Consider the following 16,958-nt stretch of genomic DNA (forward strand, 5'->3'; position numbering starts at 1 on the left):
ACCGAATGGATCTGCAGTGACGCTACCCTCGCTCACACGTCACGAGATGTGCATTTAGGCGAATATTTGACATCCTCAGAATGCATATTGCTATCGTTCTTCCCATGAGGTTCGGTCTTCACTGCGCCGGCGACCGCGTTGTCGCCGCGGCCCACGACCGCGGAGCGATTCGCAGTGAGGTCAGCGTCCCGCTTCTCGGGGGCGATCCACTTGCCGCCACGGTCCAGCTGCTCTCGAAGCTCGGGGATTTATTTCCCCAAGCAAACGCTCACGATGGGGCGACAAGCCTTACCTTCGAGGTCTCAGAGATGCTGAAAGCCGACATCGCAACCCCCGCCCACCTCATCCGCATTAGCCCGCGAAGCGCGACTGGGGGCCACGATCCGTTTTCACTACCCTGGCTCGCTGCGACCGGCGCGGCCACACCAATGATCTTGCATCTACCTGGCGGACACGATGCGCGGGGGCAAGAAATCGTCGCGTTGAATGCCTCAGGGCTCAAAGACCTGCCACCCGCAACGGTCGTGGCGCCCCGGTTCGTCGTAACGGCTGTCGGGTCACTACTGAACCCCGAACACGAACTTCAGGTTGGCACTTCACTGCTGGCCAAATTTCCTGGCGCAAACATCGAGTACGGCCACAGCTTTCACCACACTTCCTTCGCCGTGCGGGAACGAACCGCATACGTCAATCTGGCGTTGCGGGAACAAGCCGATGCGATCGTCACGTCTTTGTCGGTCGCCGCAAGCTCAGCCTTTCCACGCGCCCGCCTACTCGTAGCCACCAACTGCGGCGGCAGCATCCCGCTTACGCGGCTTGCGGTTACCCCGGTTGATGCTGCAGCCTCGCTCCGAGCGACCGAAGCAGTAGGGGCGGCGGCATTCCTCGGAGCTACGTCTGGCGCCCTCTCGTTCGAAGTGGGGGGCACGGTGCAATCCTGCGAACTTGACCGCGGGCTCCCGTCGGTCGTACCTGCTCTGCAGAGCGAATCGTTCGGCAAACTCGCGACGCCCGCGAGCAATGTGCGCACCGCATCGTCCGGGGGCGAGGACCACGCTCATGCTGAAGACTTTCACACAGTTGTTATCCCTCACCACGAGGGGCTGGCTGCCCGCGGCGCCGCCAACCTACCCCGCGTCGATTGGACCATGAGTTTGATCCAGATTGCGAACGAAACGGAGATGATCCGCGCAAAGGAGGCGGCCGAATCACGCCTCCATGCACGACTCGTTTCGACCGGCGTTCCGCCTGAACAGGTGCGCACTGTGGAGTCTCTCGTCACGGCAACCAGTTATGGAAACCCCGAGGTCATCGCCCTGCGAATTCGAGCGATCGCCCACGAGGAGCGACCGCTCGCACACAACGACCTAGCTGTCTCTCACCGCGGGGAGCCGCGATGACACAGCTCACCGACGCAGACCTGCTGCACCTTGCAACAGGCTCACAGTTTCTGGCGTGCTCCGTGGATGCGGATTGGCTCGCCGAAGCGTTCGAACGCGTTCGTGCGCAGCTCGAACTCGGTCACTCATTGCCTGAATTCGTTGCGGCCGATGAGCTAGACGATAGTGAACACGTCGTCTCTGTTGGCTTTGTCAACAACGGACTCCCGCCGTCAGATCTGCACCCGGTCGGCGATGAGTTCGTTCGCAGCGTTCGTGAACTCCAAACGGAACTCGGTGTAACGTTCAGCGGCCTAATCCCGCTAGCAGGAGCCAACATCAACGTCATCGTCGCAGTAGAGACAGCGATGCTACTTGGGGTACCGGTGATCGATGCCGACCAAATGGGACGCGTGTTCTCACTGCTCTACCAGTCGGTGTTCACCCTCGCCGGACTGGCCGCAGGCCCGCTCGCAGCAACTGGCCCAACCGGAGAGTCCGCGGTGGTGCGCGTCACAGAACCACTCCGGGCCGAGCGGCTCGTTCGGGCTCTCGCGAGCGAGTTTGGCGGCTGGTCTGCCACTGCGCTGTATCCGATGACAGTAGCCAAACTTCGCGCGCATGGGCTGCACGGCACCCTCAGTCGAAACATCCGAATCGGAAGCATCCTGCACAGCCCCGACCCGCTTGATCGAAAGTACCGACGACTCATCTCCGAGGAAGGGATCCGACGCATTATTCACGCGCGCGTCACTGATGTCACCGGGCTCTCGCGACCGGCGCCTCCCGGCCAACCTGACCGTCCATCGAGCGTCATTCTCGAGGAGGTTGGGAGCGGCCGCATCATCCAACTTGAGATTCAGAACGAGTTGCTCATGCTGATGGTGGACGGCGCAGTCGAGGCCGTGATGCCCGACATCATCACCATGGTCGACCCCGACGGGGCGCGAGTCGCGAACTTCGAGGACCTTTGGGTCGGGCATCGTCTCGACCTCATGATGTTGCCCGCAGCACCCGAGTGGTACACCGACAAGGGGCTCGAACTCGCTGGGCCCGATGCTCACCACATTTTGCTGCGTAACCGCCACAGGAGGCACCAGTGAGCCCAAGACCACAACAAGCGGTCACCCTGGGGGAGCTACTCGCCCAACCGATGAAAGTCGACCTCAACCACCTCTGCGTCGCTTCCGACGCACGCGCTGTGCGAGGAGTGGTGCTCGTCTCGGACATCGACGAAATCACATCGATCGAGCCGGACACCATCATCGTGCTCAGCGCCGATGTCGCGCGCGGCAGCTGGATGGTCTCCGCTGCGCTGCGATATGCCTGGGAACGCAACGCGTGCGCTCTTATCGTTCCAGATCGCGCCCTCAACCCGAGCGTGACGCAGCTCGCAGAACGCTTTCAGATTTCGCTATTCACCACTGCAGCAGAGATCACCCTGGCCGCGATTGAGGTGGCGACCGCAGTCGGAATGGCTCGTGCCCAATTGGTCTCAAGCTTGCACCGGCTCACCAGCAGGGTCGGCTCAAGCGAAGACATCACCGAGGTACTCGAGTTTGCTTCAGTGTGGCTCCAAGGGGCGCCTGTCGAACTGGAATCTTCTGGCGCTGTTGTCCGCTCAGCAATGGGCACAACCAACCGGCCCGATGTGCCGAACAACATACACACTCTTCCGAGCAGGGTTTCAGTTCGAGTTGGGCGGGGCACCAAGAGCCACGGCCTACTCGTTGCGAATGTGCCAGCTAGTTTGCGGGATCACGCGGCGTCCGTATTGGAGATATGCGCTTCGAAGCTCCGCACGCTGATCGCCGAAGAACAATTTCATGCGTTACAACAGTCACTCCCGCCGATTTCCATCGCCGCACTCGCTGAGAGTAACGCTCGACTTCCCCAGCACCCCGGCGATCCAGGCTGGCCTGCGTGGCCCAGCGGCACCAGCTTTGTGACCCTATGCCTGCTCTCAGACCACGCCGACCGGTACGGCGCGGCCCTGCACCACCTGTGGCTAGCCGCATTTCGTGATTGGCCGCTTGTGCGAGCAGCAGACGGTTGGCTTGCCTTTGTTCCGGTAGACGACACTGATCTGGGCGCCCTCGTGGCGAAAGTACACGGGCGCCTGGCCGAGATACACCTGCTGAACCTCCAGGTAGGAGTTTCTCTCGAACACTATGGAGATGCTGAAGTCCGGCCGGCTATCCGGGAAGCCTGGCTGGCGGCGCGTGTAGCCGAAGCTGGTAAACCGCACGCCATCGTGAGCTACGACGAAATTCCGGCCCGGTTCCTCCCTCGTTTACTGCCACCTTCATTCGCCGAGGAAACGTTGCACTCGTTGTACCCGGCGCTTGCTTCTGACGAACATAGGGACGAGCTCATCCATCTCTACACGTGCTATGCCGCTCACCTAGGTTCAGCCACCGACACCGCCGCACACCTTGGGATCCATCGCAACACTGTGAAGCTTCGGCTCGAACGCCTAGCAGATCTGGGTGTCCCTGTCAGCGATCCCACTGAAACGCTCGGGATTCACATGCTGTTTGCAGCGCTCCCCGGCGGGACTACCGGTAAGTCTCCGGGCGTCCGGCTGGCTCCACCAGCCTGACGCGCTCTGGTTTGTTTCTCACTCTGACTCGGCGCATAAAGGAACCCTTCTTGCGTTCCGACCAGAACCTGGGTAATCTGTGCAATGTCACACACTACGTGCGGCCCAAGAACTCCCCCACCCATTCCCGAAAGGAACATCTCAATGGCTGAGAAGAAGCCCTGGCACGGCGTCATCGTCGCGTCCGCACTCCAGTTCAAGGAAGACCTCTCCGTCGACTACGACAAGTTCGCAGAGCACGTCCAGTTCCTGGCCGACAACGGCTGCGACGGCATCGCACCGAACGGCTCGCTCGGCGAGTACCAGAACCTCACCCCCGAAGAGCGCGCGAAGGTCGTCGAGGTCGCCGTCGACGCTGCGCCCGAGGGCTTCTCGGTGATGGCGGGCGTCGGCGCGTACGGCGCGATGGAGTCGCTGCGCTGGGCAGAGCAGGCCGCCGAGGCAGGCGCTGACTGCGTCATGCTGCTCCCGCCGAACACCTACCGCGCGAACCGCGAACAGGTGAAGCACCACTACGCGACCGTCGCGAAGGCCGGCCTCCCGATCGTCGGCTACAACAACCCGATCGACACGAAGGTCGACCTCGTTCCCGACCTCATCGCCGAGATCCACGAGGCGGGCCACATGGTCGGCGTCAAGGAGTTCACTGGCGACCCGCGCCGCATCTACGCGATCCAGGAGCTCGCTCCGAGCATCGACATCCTCATCGGCACCGACGACTCGGTGCTCGAGGTCGGCATTGCGGGCGCCGTCGGCTGGGTTGCTGGTTACCCGAACGCTATCCCGCAGGCAACCGTCGAGCTCTACAAGCTCTCGACCTCGGGCAACGTCGCCGATCTCGAGCGCGCGAAGGTCATCTACCGCGACCTGCACTCGCTGCTGCGCTGGGACACGAAGACCGAGTTCGTCGAGTCGATCAAGCTCTCGATGGACGAGCTCGGCCTCTACGGCGGCCCCTGCCGCCCGCCGCGCCTCCCGCTGCCCAAGGAGGTCGCCGACCAGATCATCGCGGACACCCGCGCGGCTGCGGCCAAGGGCTACGGCAAGTAACCCAAGGCAGTAGCCTCGGGGTGGATCGTGCGGCGGTTTCGCCGCACGATCCATTCCCATCTTCGGGATCGCACCCGAGGACGAAGATTCAACGAAGCATCCACGCTGGCTCTCTGAGCCGCACTCCCCGAGAAAGGCCGCCGATGCGCACCTCCCGCGTCTACCACGCCGTCGATTCGCACACCGAGGGCATGCCCACCCGCGTCATTACGGGGGGTGCTCCGGTATTCCCCGGTAATTCGATGGCCGAACGTCGCACCTGGTTCATGGAGAACAACGACGAACTCCGTGAGCTGCTCATGTTCGAGCCGCGCGGCCACGCTTCGATGAGCGGCGCGATCCTGCAGCCCCCGACCCGCCCCGACTGCGACTGGGGCGTGCTCTACATCGAGGTCTCGGGCTGCCTCCCGATGTGCGGCCACGGCACGATCGGCGTCGCAACGGTGCTCGTCGAGACCGGCATGGTCGAGGTCACCGAGCCCGTCACCACGATCCGGCTCGACACCCCAGCGGGGCTCGTCATCGCCGAGGTCGCCGTCACCGACGGCCACGCAGACAGCGTCACGATCACGAACGTCCCGTCGTACTCCGAGCGCCTCGACGCGACGGTCGAGGTCCCCGGCCTCGGCACCGTCACCTACGACCTCGCGTTCGGCGGGAACTTCTACGCGATCGTCGAGCTCGAGAAGCTCGGCATCGAGTTCCGTGAGGACCGCTCGAACAAGGACGAGCTGCTGAAGGCCGGCCTCGCGATCATGGACGCGATCAACGAGGCCGACGCGCCCGTGCACCCTGAGCGCCCCGACATTCGCGACTGCCACCACGTGTACCTGCAGGCCCCCGGCTCGACGGCCGAACGCTCGCGCCACGCGATGGCGATCTACCCGGGCTGGTTCGACCGCTCACCATGCGGTACTGGCACGAGCGCGCGCATGGCACAGCTCCACGCCCGCGGCGAACTGCCCCTCGACCAAGACTTCCTGAACGAGTCGTACATCGGCTCGCGCTTCGTCGGCCGACTCATCGAGGAGACGACCGTTGCCGGGCGCCCCGCGGTCGTCCCGAAGATCACCGGCCGCGCCTGGATCACCGGCACGGCCCAGTACATGCTTGACCCAACCGACCCATTCCAGAAGGGATTCCTGCTGTGACAGCAATGCCGAGTATCGATTTCTTCTCAGCCGACGAGGTGCGCGAGCTCCTCAGCTTCAAGACCGCGATCAACGCGCTCGAGGCCGCGCTCAGCGAGGGGCTCAGCCCCGAAGACGACGGGCCGCGCCTCTTCGCTGACGCCCCCGACGGCGAGTTTCTGCTCATGCCGGCGCAGAGCGCGAAGTTCAGCGGCGTCAAGGCGCTCACCATCGCGCCGTCGAACCCGGATCGCGGGCTCGAAAAAATCCAGGGCCTCTACCTGCTCTACTCGTCTGACACCCTCGCGCCCATCGCGGTGATGGAAGGGTCATGCCTCACGGCGATCCGCACCCCCGCGGTGACGCTCACCGCGATCCGCCACCTCGCCCGCCTCGCGCCCGAGGGCGCGCGGCTCGGCATCGACCCGCGGATCCTGCTCTTCGGCGCGGGCACCCAGGCCATCGAGCACATCCGCGCCGCGCTCGTCGATTTCCCCGACGCGACCTTCGAGGTCATCGGCCGCCGGCCCGAGCGCGTCACCGCGATGATTGATGCCCTGGCAGCCGCCCCCGAAACCTCGCACGTCAAGGTCTCCGCGCCCGCCGACGCCGACGCCGCAATCGCTGCGGCCGACATCATCATCCTCACCACCACGGCGACCTCCCCCGTCTTCGACGGCAGCCTCGTCGGCGAGAACGCGATCGTCGCGGCGACCGGAACGCACGGGCTCGACGCCCGCGAGGTCGATGACGCACTCGTGAATCGCGCCGACGTTGCGGTCGAGGGCCGCGGCTCAGCGAAGCGCGAGAATGGCAACCTGGCGACCGCGTTCGACGAGGCGAAGTGGGCATCGAACCCACCCGCGAACCTGCAGGATCTCGTGCGCGGCAACTTCACGCGAACCCTCGGGCGCCCCGCGTTCTATACCGGCGTTGGGATGTCGTGGGAGGATCTTGTGTGCGCAAGCGCTGTTTACGCAGCGCGCAAGCGCCCCTAGCCACCACAGGAGCACCTATGTCCACTCAACCATTGCCCTCCCGCCGCCTCACCCCGCTGAAGCGGCCACTGAACCTGCGCGAGACCGTTCTCGAGCAGCTGCGCACCGCCATCATCACGGGCGAGATCGCAGAGGGATCCCTCGTCTCGGCGCCGACCCTCGGGCAGGCGCTCGGCGTCTCGGCGACGCCCGTCCGCGAGGCGATGATGGATCTCGCGCGGGAGGGCCTGGTTGAGACGATCAAGAACAAGGGATTCCGGATCACCGCGATGACCGACAAAGAGCTCGACGACCTGGCGGCGATCCGCCTGCTCCTCGAGCCCCCGTCGATGCCAGCGGCCGTCGGGCGTATCTCCGACGAGGGCTTCGAGGAGCTCGAGCGGCTGGCCGATGCCTGCCTCGCGGCAGCGGAGACCGAGGACCTTCAGGGGTACCTCGGCGCCGACCGCGAGTTCCACCACCTCATCCTCTCTCACATCGATAACCCCCAGCTCACCGAACTCGCCACATCGCTGCGCACGCGCACGCGACTGTACGGGCTGAAGGAGCTCGCGAGCAAGGGTCGCCTCGGCGACAGCGCACGCGAGCACCACAGGCTCATCGCGCTCTTGCGCGCGGGTGACGGCGCCGGCGCCGAGCAGCTCATGCGCGACCACATCGGTCATGCGCGACGCGTCTGGGCGACCGGATCGGAGGAGCACCACACCCAGGACGGAGTTGGTTCGTGAGCGAACGCGCTGACGTAATCATCATTGGCGCCGGCATCATCGGTGCCGCCACCGCGTACTTCGCGACGCTGCAGGGCCTCTCGGTCACGGTCGTCGAACGAGGGCTCCCCGCGAGTGGCACGACCTCGCGCTGCGAGGGCAACATCCTCGTCTCAGACAAAGAGCTCGGCCCCGAGCTTGAGCTCATGCGCTACTCCCTCGACGTCTGGAAGGGCGAGCTCGCCGAGTTTGGGCACCTCTGGGAGTTTGAGGCCAAGGGCGGCATCATCGTTGCTTCACGTGAAACAAGTCTCGCCTCACTCGACAGGGTCACGACGTCACAGCGATCCCACGGCATCGTCGCCGAACCGCTCGACATCCCCGCCCTTCGAGAGCTCGAACCGCACGTCACCGACCGCGCGCTCGGCGCCGCGTTCTACCCCGAAGACAGCCAGGTCCAGCCGATCCTCGCGGCCTCGCACCTCCTGCGCCTCGCGCGCGAGCGGGGCGCGCAGCTCGTCGTGAACGCGCCAGTCACCGGACTCATTCGCGAGGGTGACCGCGTCACCGGCGTGCGCACGGCCCGGGGTGAATTCTCCGCGGCGCATATAGTCAACACCGCCGGCACCTGGGCGCCTGAGATCGCCGCGCTCGCCGGTGTGAACGTCCCAGTGAACCCCCGCCGCGGCTTCGTACTCGTCACCGAACCGCTCCCTCCGATGGTGCACCACAAGGTCTATGCCGCAGAGTACATAGACAACGTGGGGAGCGGTGACGCATCGCTGCAGTCCTCGCCGGTTGTCGAGGGGACGCCAGCTGACACGATCCTCATCGGCTCGAGCCGCGAGCGCATCGGCTTCGACAGCACCGTGAGCCCCGACGCGCTCCGCCAAATCGCCGCGAACGCCATCGAGCTGTTCCCGTTCCTCGAGCGCACGCGGATCCTGCGTCACTACCACGGCTTCCGCCCCTTCTGCCCCGACCACTTGCCCGTCATCGGCCATGACCCGCGGGCTCCCGGGCTCTGGCACGCGGCCGGCCACGAGGGCGCGGGTATCGGCCTCTCCGTCGGCACTGGCAAGCTGCTCGGGCAAGCGCTCGCAGGCCTCGAGCCTGACATGCCGCTCACGGAATTTAGACCCGAACGCTTCGACGAGCCAGGGTTCGCCGACCACGACGCAACGGAGGTGCACGCGTGAGCGCACAACCCATCGACCCCGCGCAGGGCGAGGTTCGAGCAACCTTCGAGGGCGAGCCGATCAGCTGCTCCCCCGGGGCGAGCGTTGCAGCCGCCCTCATCGCGACGGGCAAGCGCGGCTGGCGCGAGACGAAGAGCGGCGCGACGCGCGGCCTCTTCTGCGGCATCGGCGTCTGCTTCGACTGCCTCGTTGAGATCGACGGCGAGTCGGGTCAGCGGTCGTGCATGATTCCGCTCCGGGAGGGGATGGACGTGCGCCAGGCGAAGGGGCCGGGCGGCACTGGCGAGGAGCCGCGTGGCGATGCGCGTGGCCAGGAGCTTGGCAACGCGCTTGGCGACGCGGTTAGCGACGCGCGCGATGAGGAGGCCGGGGAATGAACTCGCAGGCAACCGATGCGCCACGCCCCACTGGGCGCGCACCGCACTTTGACGTCGCCATCGTGGGCGCTGGCCCCGCAGGCCTTGCGGCAGCAGCGGCCGCTTCCGACAGCGGCGCACGCGTCGCTGTGGTCGACGCCGCTGAACAGCCCGGCGGCCAGTACTGGCGCCACCGTTCTGAGGCTGCTGGCGTGCCCGAGGGCGGCGAGTATCACCACGGCTGGAAGCAGTACCTCGCGCTCCGCGCCCGGTTCGATTCGGGTATTGCGGCGGGGCGCATCACCTACCTGCCGTCGACGAGTGTGTGGATGGCGCGGCCGGTTGCGGGGGCTGTTTCTGGGGCAGCTGGTGCTTCTGGGGCTGCGGGTGCTTCTGGGGCTGCGGGTGCTGGCGCCGGGTCGCCGGGGCCTTTGGCGTCTCACCCCGCGTTCGCGCTCGAGCTCACGCCCGCCCACGGCGGCGGGCCAAGCCCGGTCCCTTCGATCAGGGCCGCAGCACTGGTGCTGGCGACGGGCGGTTACGACAGGCAGCTCCCCGTTCCCGGTTGGCAGCTTCCCGGTGTGATGGCTGCCGGCGGCATTCAGGCGTTCGTGAAGCAGAACGGCATGTTGCCGGGTTCACGCTTTGTGATCGCCGGCACAGGGCCCTTCCTGCTGCCGGTCGCCGCAAACATTACGCAGGCGGGTGGCTCGGTTGCCGCCGTGCTGGAGTCGGCGTCGCTCATGGGGTGGCTGCCGCGCGCTCATCGCGCGGCGGGGGTTCCCGCCAAGGGCATTGAGGGCGCGGGCTACGTCGCCGCGTTTATCAAGAACAGGATCCCGTACCGGATTCGCACAGTCATCACCGAGATCCTCGGAACCGAACACGTGACCGGTGTGCGGACCGCACGCGTGCGCTCGACGGGCGAGACCATCCCCGGAAGCGAGCGTGAGATCACCGGAATCGACGGCGTCGGACTCGGCTGGGGTTTCACCCCGCAGCTCGAGCTTCCGGTGCAGCTCGGGGTCAGCACGCGCGTTGACGTCGACGGCTCGCTCGTTGGCATCGTCGATGAGACCGGCCTGTCGACTGTTCCTGGCCTGTACCTCGCGGGTGAGATCACGGGCGTCGGCGGCGCCCCACTCTCAGTGCTTGAGGGCGAGATCGCCGGTCGCTCCGCTGCGTCGAGCGTGCTTGGCGCCCAGGGCGCGGTGACGGCCTCCGAACGCCGCATACTCGCCCGCAACCGCGGCTTCGCCGAGGCGATGCACCTCGCGCACCCCGTACCGGCTGGCTGGGCTGACAGGCTCACTCCCGAGACGACGGTGTGCCGCTGCGAAGAGGTCTCGTTTGGCGAGCTGGGCCACGCCCACACTGAGCTCGCTGCGGACGACCTGCGAACCGAGAAGGGCCTCACCCGTGCGGGGATGGGCTGGTGCCAGGGGCGCGTCTGCGGCTTCGCAGTCTCGTGCCTGTCGGCCGGGGCCGGGGCCGTTGGGGCTGAAGCTGTGCCGTCGGCGGAGTCTGCTGCCCACTCCCTCTCGCAGTCCGCGAAGCGTCCGGTTGCTCAGCCGCTTCCGCTGAGCGCGCTGCGCGACCTGCAGGACTAGTTGCTCGCGCGTGCGGCCTTCATGGCCGCACGTAGCTTCTTCGCGGCCCAGTCGTAATGACTTGAGGTCGCTGAGACGCAGTAGGAGCCGAGCGACGTCGTTCCGGTCCACGGGAAGAACTGCTTTACGAAGAGCTCTTCGTCGTTGAACCGTTCAATGAGCTCCACGACCGCGCGGTGGCTGCCTTTGAGCGCCGCCCGGGCGGCGTCGGTGGTGGTATCGGACTTCGCGTCGCGGAAGCCCACGTTCATGCCTGCATAGTCGCGCCACGTGTAGGGTGCCGGAAGGAAGGGCTTCGTCTCCCCGCGCTCGTTGGCCTCAACCCAGTCGATGAGCAATCCGTGCCAGGCGGTGAGGTGCACGAGCACGTCGCGGAGCCTTCGGTCGCGCTCCCAGTGGGCCTCGGGCTTCTCAAAGCCGTCGCCGTAGGTAAGGTCGGCCTCGCGCTCGGCCTCGCTCATCCCCGCGATGAGCTTGGTGAGCGCGTCATACCGTTCACCTGCGGCTGTGAGCAGTTCGGCTCGGGTCGTGGGTCGTGCCATGTTGGCTCCTCTGTTCGGGCGCGGGCCCGAGGTCGGGGGTCGCGGCCCCACGCCCAGGCTACCGCGCCCACCGGCCCACCGGCCCACCGGCCCACCGGCCCACCGGCCCGCCCGCCGGCCCGCCCGCCGGCCCACCCCTCGGTCGGGCCCACTGGCCCACCCCTCGGTCGGGCCCACTGGCCCACCACTCGGTCGTTCGCGGAATCACCCGGAAGGCACCGATTCACCCGCTTTTCACACGTACATTGTGGGTGAATCGGTGCCGTCCGGGTACATCGGCGGGCCGGGCGGACCAGGCGGGCCGGGCGGACCAGGCGGGCCGGGCAGACCAGGCGGGCCGGGCGGACCAGGCGAGCCGGGCGGACCAGGGCAGGCCGGGCAAGGCGGGTCAGGCGGGCGGCCGGGCCGGGGGCCTGCCCCGCGCTACCTAGGCGCCCAGGTAGGCCTCGATGACGCGCGGATCCTCAGCGAGCTCCGCCGCAGGTCCCTGCAGGGTGACCCGCCCCGACTCGAGCACGTACGCCCGGTCGGCGATCTTCAGCGCGGCTTTCGCGTTCTGCTCGACGAGCAGCACCGTGGTGCCCTGCTTGTTCACCTCGCGGATGATCTCCATCACCTGCTTCACGATGAGCGGCGCGAGCCCCATCGAGGGCTCGTCGAGCAGCAGCAGCTTCGGCCCGCCGACGAGCGCGCGCCCGAGCGCGAGCATCTGCTGCTCGCCACCCGAGAGCGTGCCACCCTGCTGGTCCCGCCGCTCGGCGAGGCGCGGCATCAGCTCGTAGGCGTGGGCCGCGCGCTCGGCAATGAGCTTCTGGTCTTTCACGAGGTAGCCGCCGATAAGCAGGTTCTCGTGAACCGTCATCGTCGAGAAGATGCGGCGCCCCTCGGGGATGTGCAGCAGACCTGCCTCGACCATGTCCCACGGCTGGAGCTTCGTGAGATCTTTGTCGCCCCACGTCACGCGGCCGTTGCGCGGCCGCTCGAGGCCCGAGAGCATCGAGAGCGTGGAGGTCTTGCCCGCGCCGTTGTTTCCGAGCAGCGAGACAATCTCACCCTCGTTCACCTCGAGGCTCAGCCCCCGAAGGGCGTGCACGCGGTTGTAGTAGAGGTCTACGTTTTCGAGTACGAGGTTACTCATCCTCTTCCTCCCCCAGGTATGCGGCGATGACGACCGGGTTGGTCTTCACCTCGGCAGGCGTGCCATCGGCGATCTCCTTGCCGTAGTTGAGCACGACCACGCGCTCGGAGATCTCCATGACGAGGCCCATGTCGTGCTCAATGAGCACAATCGAGACGCCAAGGTCACGGATCTTGCGGATGAGCTCCATGAGCTCGTTCTTCTCGTTGTGGTTGAGGCCGGCTCCGGGCTCGTCGAGCAGCAGCAGCTTCGGCTGCGTCGCGAGCGCCCGCGCGATCTCCACGCGACGCTGCTCACCGTAGGGCAGCTGGGTGACGAGCAGCTCATCGTCTGCCCGGAACCCGACGAAGTCGAGCCAGCCGCGCGCATCCTCCGTGCACTGCGCCTCGCTGCGCTTGTAGCGCGGCGTGTGCAGCATCGCGTCGAAGACGTTCTGGCCGAGGTGCGAGTGCATCCCGGTCTTCACGTTTTCGAGCACGGTCATATCACGGAACAGGCGCACGTTCTGGAACGTTCGGGCCATGCCGCGCTTCGTGATGTGTGACGGCTTCTTCCGCGTGACGGACTCGCCGTCGAAGACGACGGAGCCCTCGTTCGGGCGGTAGAACCCCGAGATGCAGTTGAACGCGCTCGTCTTGCCAGCGCCGTTCGGGCCGATGACCGAGACGATCTCACCCTCGTGCACCGAGAACGAAAGGCCCGCGACAGCTTTGATGCCGCCGAACGAGACCGCGAGATCCTTGACCTCGAGAAGCAGCTTGCCGGAGGCGCCCCGGCCCGTGCCCTGACCGGCCGCACCAGCAGCGCCAGCCGGGCTAGCCACGCCAGCGGGCGCGGTGGTTGCGTGGGTGTTGCTCATCGCTTCCCCTCCTCATCATTCGAGTCACTCCCGGCGGCAGACCTGGCCGAGCCGGCACCACCAGCAGACCCCACGGTCTCCCCCTCGTAGTCGGCGTCGACGCCAACGACGGACACGGCAGCCGTCGGCGGGATCTCAGGGATCTCGCGCTTCTTCAGGAACGGCAGCACCGCGTTCGCGGGCCAGATTCCCTTCGGGCGGAAGATCATCGCGACGACGAGCAGCACGCCGAAGAGCAGGAAGCGCCACTCAGAGAACTCGCGCAGGAACTCGGGTGCCAGCGACACGAAGAGCGCGCCGATGATCACGCCCGGCGTTGAGCCCATGCCGCCGAGCACGACGGCCATCAGCACGAGCGCCGAGTACAGGAACTCGAAGCTGTTCGGGGAGATCGCCGAAAGGTGGCTCGCCATGAGCGTGCCGGCGAATCCGCCCCAGACCGCGCCGATGATGTAGGCGGCGAGCTTCGTCGTGTAGCCGTTGATGCCCATTGCCTCGCTGACATCCTCGTCGTCGCGCACGGACTTCCACGCGCGGCCGAGCTTGCCCCTGCCGAGGCGGGAGACGGCGACGACCGCCAGGCCGATACCGACGAAGAGCACGAAGTAGTAGAGCAGAATCTTGGAGCTGAAGTGCACGCCGCCGATGTCGAGCCCGTCGGCAAACGACCAGCCAAAGAAACGCCAGGTCGGAATGCCGTGGATGCCCGAGGGGCCGCCGGTGATCTTCAGGTTGTTCGCTGTGATGCGGATGATCTCACCGAACCCGAGCGTCACGATCGCGAGGTAGTCGGAGCGCAGACGGAGCGTTGGCCCGCCGATGACGACGCCCGCGATGATGCAGGCAAGCACGACGAACGGGATCGTCTCGAGCATCGACAGGCCGAACTGGGTTGTCAGCACGCCGCTCGTATATGCGCCAACGGCCATGAACGCGATGTAGCCGAGGTCGAGCAAGCCGGCGTAGCCGACGACGACGTTCAGGCCCATCGCGAGCACGATGTAGATCATCGCCGAGGTGAGGATCGAGATGATGTACGGCGTCGCCGTGATGAACGGCAGCACCGCAGCAGCGATGAAGAGCACGAGCCCGACGAGCTTCATGAAGCGGTCGGGGGCGAGCAAGCCGGAGACGGGCGCCGGCCGCTGCAGGAACGGCTTCGGCGCCTGCAGCCTAGGAGTTGTGGTACGCGACATTGTCGATCACACCCTCTCTACAACGCGCTCGCCGAGCAGGCCGGTGGGTCGGAATACCAGGAACAGAATAAGGAAGCCGAAGGCGAACACGTCTCGCCACTGGCCGCCGAACCAGGAGGTGCCGAACGACTCGAGGAGGCCGAGCACGATACCGCCGAGCATGGCCCCGTAGAGGTTGCCGATGCCGCCAATCACGGCCGCCGTGAAGGCTTTCAGCCCGATCACGAAGCCCATGAGGAAGTCGATGGTGCCGTAGTACGCCGCGGCCATGACGCCGGCGGCGCCCGCGAGCGCCGACCCGATGAAGAACGTGCGCGAGATGACCCGGTTCACGTTCACGCCCATGAGCAGCGACGCCTTCTGGTCGAGGGCAATCGCGCGCATCGCGCGGCCCTCGCGCGAGTGCATGACGTAGCGCTGCAGCCCGAACATGAGGAGGGCGGCGACGACCATGAGCACGATCTGCGGCATCGTGATGCGCGCGCCGAGGATCATGACGGGCTCGCCCTGCAGGCGAATCGGGAAAACGAGGGGGCTCGCGCCGAAGATCTGGCGAACCGCGTACTCAAGCGTGAAGGAGACGCCGACCGCGGTGATGAGCGCCGCGAGACGCGGGCTCGTGCGAAGTGGGCGGTACGCGATGCGCTCAATCGCGACGCCGATGCCGCCGGTGAGGAGCATCGTGATGAGCAGCACGAGGAGCAGGATCGGGATCGAGCCAAGACCGAAGAGACCGGTGAAGCCGCCGAGCACGACGAAGGCCAGGAATGAGCCGAGCATGTACAGATCGCCGTGTGCAAAGTTCAGCAGCTTGATGATGCCGTACACCATGCTGTAGCCCAGGGCGACGAGAGCATAGAACGAGCCTACGAAGAGCCCGTTCCAAATGAGTTGGAACACAGGAGAACCTCTCTGCGACGTTGAGGAGGGGTTGAGATGGAGACGGCGACCGGCCGTCGCTCGCGGCGGCCGGTCGCCAGGAACCTAGGAGAGGTCGTCGGACAGGACGAACGCGCCCTTCTCGCCCGTCGGGGAGACAATGACGAAGCCGCCGCCCTCACGCGAGCCGTCCTCCGCGAACGTGAGGTCGCCCGACAGCAGCGGGAACGCCTTCAGCCCGAGCAGCGCCTTGTCGACCGCTTCCGCGTCGGTGCTGCCGGCGTCGTCCATCGCCTGCGCGATCGCCTTCACGGCCTCGTAGGTCTGCATCGAGTACGGGCCGGGGTCAGCCTTCGCGAGCTCCGTGTACGCTGCCACCCAGGCGTCGCCGCCCTCAAGCATGTCGGGGGTGCGGGTGAACGTGCCGAACACGTTCTCGATCGCGGGGCCAGCGATCGCAGCGAGCTGCGCGTCGACCGAGCCGTCGCCGACGAGGATCGTGCCGTCGTAGCCGGCAGCGCGAAGCTGATCGATGAGCAGGCCACCGGCCTGGTAGTACCCGGTCCAGTAGATGAAGTCGGGGTTCGCGCCAATGACGCTGTTGGTGTTCGCGCCGAAGTCCTTCTCGTCGGGGTTGACCGACTCCCGCTTCACAATGTTCAGGCTGCCCGCCTGCTCTTCGAACGCGTTCGCGAGGTCGACCGAGTAATCGGTGTTGTCATCGATAAGCACGACGGACTTCGCGCCGAGCTTCTCGGCGTACGCGACGGCAGCCTTGCCCTGCTGGGTGCCGGTGCCGTTGATGAGGAACGCGCCCTGGCCGACGAGCTTCGTCGAGTTTGCGGCGGGGATCACCATCGAAATGCCCGCCTCCTTGAAGACGGGAAGGGTCGGGAGCGTCGCGCCGGAGCAGTAGCCGCCGACCGACCCTTCGACGCCCGCGCTGACGAGCTTGTTCGCTGCCGCGACCGCCGCGGTCGCATCGCAGCCGTCATCCTCGGTCACGAGCTCGAGCTCACGGCCGTCGACGCCGCCGTCGGCGTTGATCTCGTCGATGGCGAGCTGGGCGCCGTACTTCATGTAGTCACCGAAGGCTGCTTCAGAGCCCGAGAAGGGCGCGAGCATGCCGAGCTTGATCGGGCCGTCGCTCGATCCACCGCTGTCGCCGCCCGCGAGGCCGCCGGAGCAGCCCGTCAGCACCAGAGCAGCCGATGCGGCGATCGCGCCGAGGGTCACCAGGCGCCGCCCGCGTGAGTGTGAACGTGAAATCATTGACGATTCCTTCCAATCATTCATCATTGAATATTGAGCGG

The 16,958-nt window shown here is 66.3% G+C and carries 16 protein-coding genes; 10 read left to right on the forward strand and 6 right to left on the reverse strand.

Annotated elements, in window-relative coordinates; all coding sequences use genetic code 11:
- Positions 1–104 precede the first annotated feature (104 nt).
- From FB468_RS10050 to FB468_RS10095, 10 genes are all read left to right on the forward strand, one after another.
- Entirely contained in the window at positions 105–1,400 is a 1,296-nt protein-coding gene (locus tag FB468_RS10050) for a hydantoinase/oxoprolinase family protein (protein ID WP_141887221.1), read from the forward strand.
- Positions 1,397–2,482, forward strand: coding sequence for a DUF917 domain-containing protein (locus tag FB468_RS10055; protein WP_141887222.1), 1,086 nt, complete (start codon positions 1,397–1,399; stop codon positions 2,480–2,482). Before FB468_RS10050 ends, FB468_RS10055 begins: the two co-directional genes overlap by 4 nt.
- Entirely contained in the window at positions 2,479–3,981 is a 1,503-nt protein-coding gene (locus tag FB468_RS10060; protein WP_141887223.1) for a helix-turn-helix domain-containing protein, read from the forward strand. Before FB468_RS10055 ends, FB468_RS10060 begins: the two co-directional genes overlap by 4 nt.
- 144 nt (positions 3,982–4,125) lie before the next feature.
- Positions 4,126–5,031, forward strand: coding sequence for a dihydrodipicolinate synthase family protein (locus FB468_RS10065; RefSeq protein WP_141887224.1), 906 nt, complete (start codon positions 4,126–4,128; stop codon positions 5,029–5,031).
- A gap of 143 nt (positions 5,032–5,174) precedes the next feature.
- Positions 5,175–6,182 (forward strand): proline racemase family protein, encoded by a 1,008-nt coding sequence (locus FB468_RS10070; RefSeq protein WP_141887225.1) that lies wholly within the window; start codon positions 5,175–5,177, stop codon positions 6,180–6,182.
- 5 nt (positions 6,183–6,187) lie between these two features.
- Positions 6,188–7,159, forward strand: coding sequence for an ornithine cyclodeaminase family protein (locus FB468_RS10075; RefSeq protein ID WP_141888244.1), 972 nt, complete (start codon positions 6,188–6,190; stop codon positions 7,157–7,159).
- A 17-nt stretch (positions 7,160–7,176) separates the two neighbouring features.
- The gene (locus FB468_RS10080; RefSeq protein WP_141887226.1) at positions 7,177–7,887 is read left to right on the forward strand and encodes a GntR family transcriptional regulator; all 711 of its coding nucleotides are present in this window, start codon (positions 7,177–7,179) and stop codon (positions 7,885–7,887) included.
- Positions 7,884–9,065, forward strand: a complete 1,182-nt coding sequence (locus FB468_RS10085; RefSeq protein WP_141887227.1) for an NAD(P)/FAD-dependent oxidoreductase — start codon at positions 7,884–7,886, stop codon at positions 9,063–9,065. Before FB468_RS10080 ends, FB468_RS10085 begins: the two co-directional genes overlap by 4 nt.
- Positions 9,062–9,442 (forward strand): (2Fe-2S)-binding protein, encoded by a 381-nt coding sequence (locus FB468_RS10090; RefSeq protein WP_246055842.1) that lies wholly within the window; start codon positions 9,062–9,064, stop codon positions 9,440–9,442. The genes FB468_RS10085 and FB468_RS10090 overlap by 4 nt, the downstream gene beginning before the upstream one ends.
- Positions 9,439–11,031 (forward strand): FAD/NAD(P)-dependent oxidoreductase, encoded by a 1,593-nt coding sequence (locus tag FB468_RS10095; RefSeq protein WP_141887228.1) that lies wholly within the window; start codon positions 9,439–9,441, stop codon positions 11,029–11,031. Before FB468_RS10090 ends, FB468_RS10095 begins: the two co-directional genes overlap by 4 nt.
- On the opposite strand, the gene FB468_RS10100 is transcribed toward FB468_RS10095, so the two are convergent.
- From FB468_RS10100 to FB468_RS10130, 6 genes are all read right to left on the reverse strand, one after another.
- Positions 11,028–11,573, reverse strand: a complete 546-nt coding sequence (locus tag FB468_RS10100; protein WP_141887229.1) for a ClbS/DfsB family four-helix bundle protein — start codon at positions 11,571–11,573, stop codon at positions 11,028–11,030. The genes FB468_RS10095 and FB468_RS10100 overlap by 4 nt on opposite strands.
- 427 nt (positions 11,574–12,000) lie before the next feature.
- A complete protein-coding gene (locus FB468_RS10110; RefSeq protein WP_141887230.1) occupies positions 12,001–12,711 on the reverse strand; it encodes an ABC transporter ATP-binding protein in 711 nt (236 codons plus the stop codon).
- Positions 12,704–13,570 (reverse strand): ABC transporter ATP-binding protein, encoded by an 867-nt coding sequence (locus tag FB468_RS10115; RefSeq protein WP_141887231.1) that lies wholly within the window; start codon positions 13,568–13,570, stop codon positions 12,704–12,706. Before FB468_RS10115 ends, FB468_RS10110 begins: the two co-directional genes overlap by 8 nt.
- A complete protein-coding gene (locus FB468_RS10120; RefSeq protein ID WP_141887232.1) occupies positions 13,567–14,766 on the reverse strand; it encodes a branched-chain amino acid ABC transporter permease in 1,200 nt (399 codons plus the stop codon). The genes FB468_RS10115 and FB468_RS10120 overlap by 4 nt, the downstream gene beginning before the upstream one ends.
- Positions 14,767–14,772: 6 nt before the next feature.
- Positions 14,773–15,666 carry a branched-chain amino acid ABC transporter permease gene (locus FB468_RS10125; RefSeq protein ID WP_119282604.1) on the reverse strand — a complete coding sequence of 298 codons (894 nt, stop codon included), beginning with the start codon at positions 15,664–15,666 and terminating at the stop codon, positions 14,773–14,775.
- Positions 15,667–15,750: 84 nt separating this feature from the next.
- Positions 15,751–16,917, reverse strand: a complete 1,167-nt coding sequence (locus FB468_RS10130; protein ID WP_141887233.1) for a branched-chain amino acid ABC transporter substrate-binding protein — start codon at positions 16,915–16,917, stop codon at positions 15,751–15,753.
- Positions 16,918–16,958: the final 41 nt, after the last annotated feature.

The organism is Leucobacter komagatae (genome assembly GCF_006716085.1).
Classification (GTDB): domain Bacteria; phylum Actinomycetota; class Actinomycetes; order Actinomycetales; family Microbacteriaceae; genus Leucobacter; species Leucobacter komagatae.

Bases quoted from the DNA above. Each gene is read 5' to 3' on its own strand.
- FB468_RS10050 (WP_141887221.1), top strand. From the start codon at position 105: ATGAGGTTCGGTCTTCACTGCGCCGGCGACCGCGTTGTCGCCGCGGCC.
- FB468_RS10055 (WP_141887222.1), top strand. From the start codon at position 1,397: ATGACACAGCTCACCGACGCAGACCTGCTGCACCTTGCAACAGGCTCA.
- FB468_RS10065 (WP_141887224.1), top strand. From the start codon at position 4,126: ATGGCTGAGAAGAAGCCCTGGCACGGCGTCATCGTCGCGTCCGCACTC.
- FB468_RS10070 (WP_141887225.1), top strand. From the start codon at position 5,175: ATGCGCACCTCCCGCGTCTACCACGCCGTCGATTCGCACACCGAGGGC.
- FB468_RS10075 (WP_141888244.1), top strand. From the start codon at position 6,188: ATGCCGAGTATCGATTTCTTCTCAGCCGACGAGGTGCGCGAGCTCCTC.
- FB468_RS10080 (WP_141887226.1), top strand. From the start codon at position 7,177: ATGTCCACTCAACCATTGCCCTCCCGCCGCCTCACCCCGCTGAAGCGG.
- FB468_RS10095 (WP_141887228.1), top strand. From the start codon at position 9,439: ATGAACTCGCAGGCAACCGATGCGCCACGCCCCACTGGGCGCGCACCG.
- FB468_RS10100 (WP_141887229.1), bottom strand. From the start codon at position 11,573: ATGGCACGACCCACGACCCGAGCCGAACTGCTCACAGCCGCAGGTGAA.
- FB468_RS10110 (WP_141887230.1), bottom strand. From the start codon at position 12,711: ATGAGTAACCTCGTACTCGAAAACGTAGACCTCTACTACAACCGCGTG.
- FB468_RS10115 (WP_141887231.1), bottom strand. From the start codon at position 13,570: ATGAGCAACACCCACGCAACCACCGCGCCCGCTGGCGTGGCTAGCCCG.
- FB468_RS10120 (WP_141887232.1), bottom strand. From the start codon at position 14,766: ATGTCGCGTACCACAACTCCTAGGCTGCAGGCGCCGAAGCCGTTCCTG.
- FB468_RS10130 (WP_141887233.1), bottom strand. From the start codon at position 16,917: ATGATTTCACGTTCACACTCACGCGGGCGGCGCCTGGTGACCCTCGGC.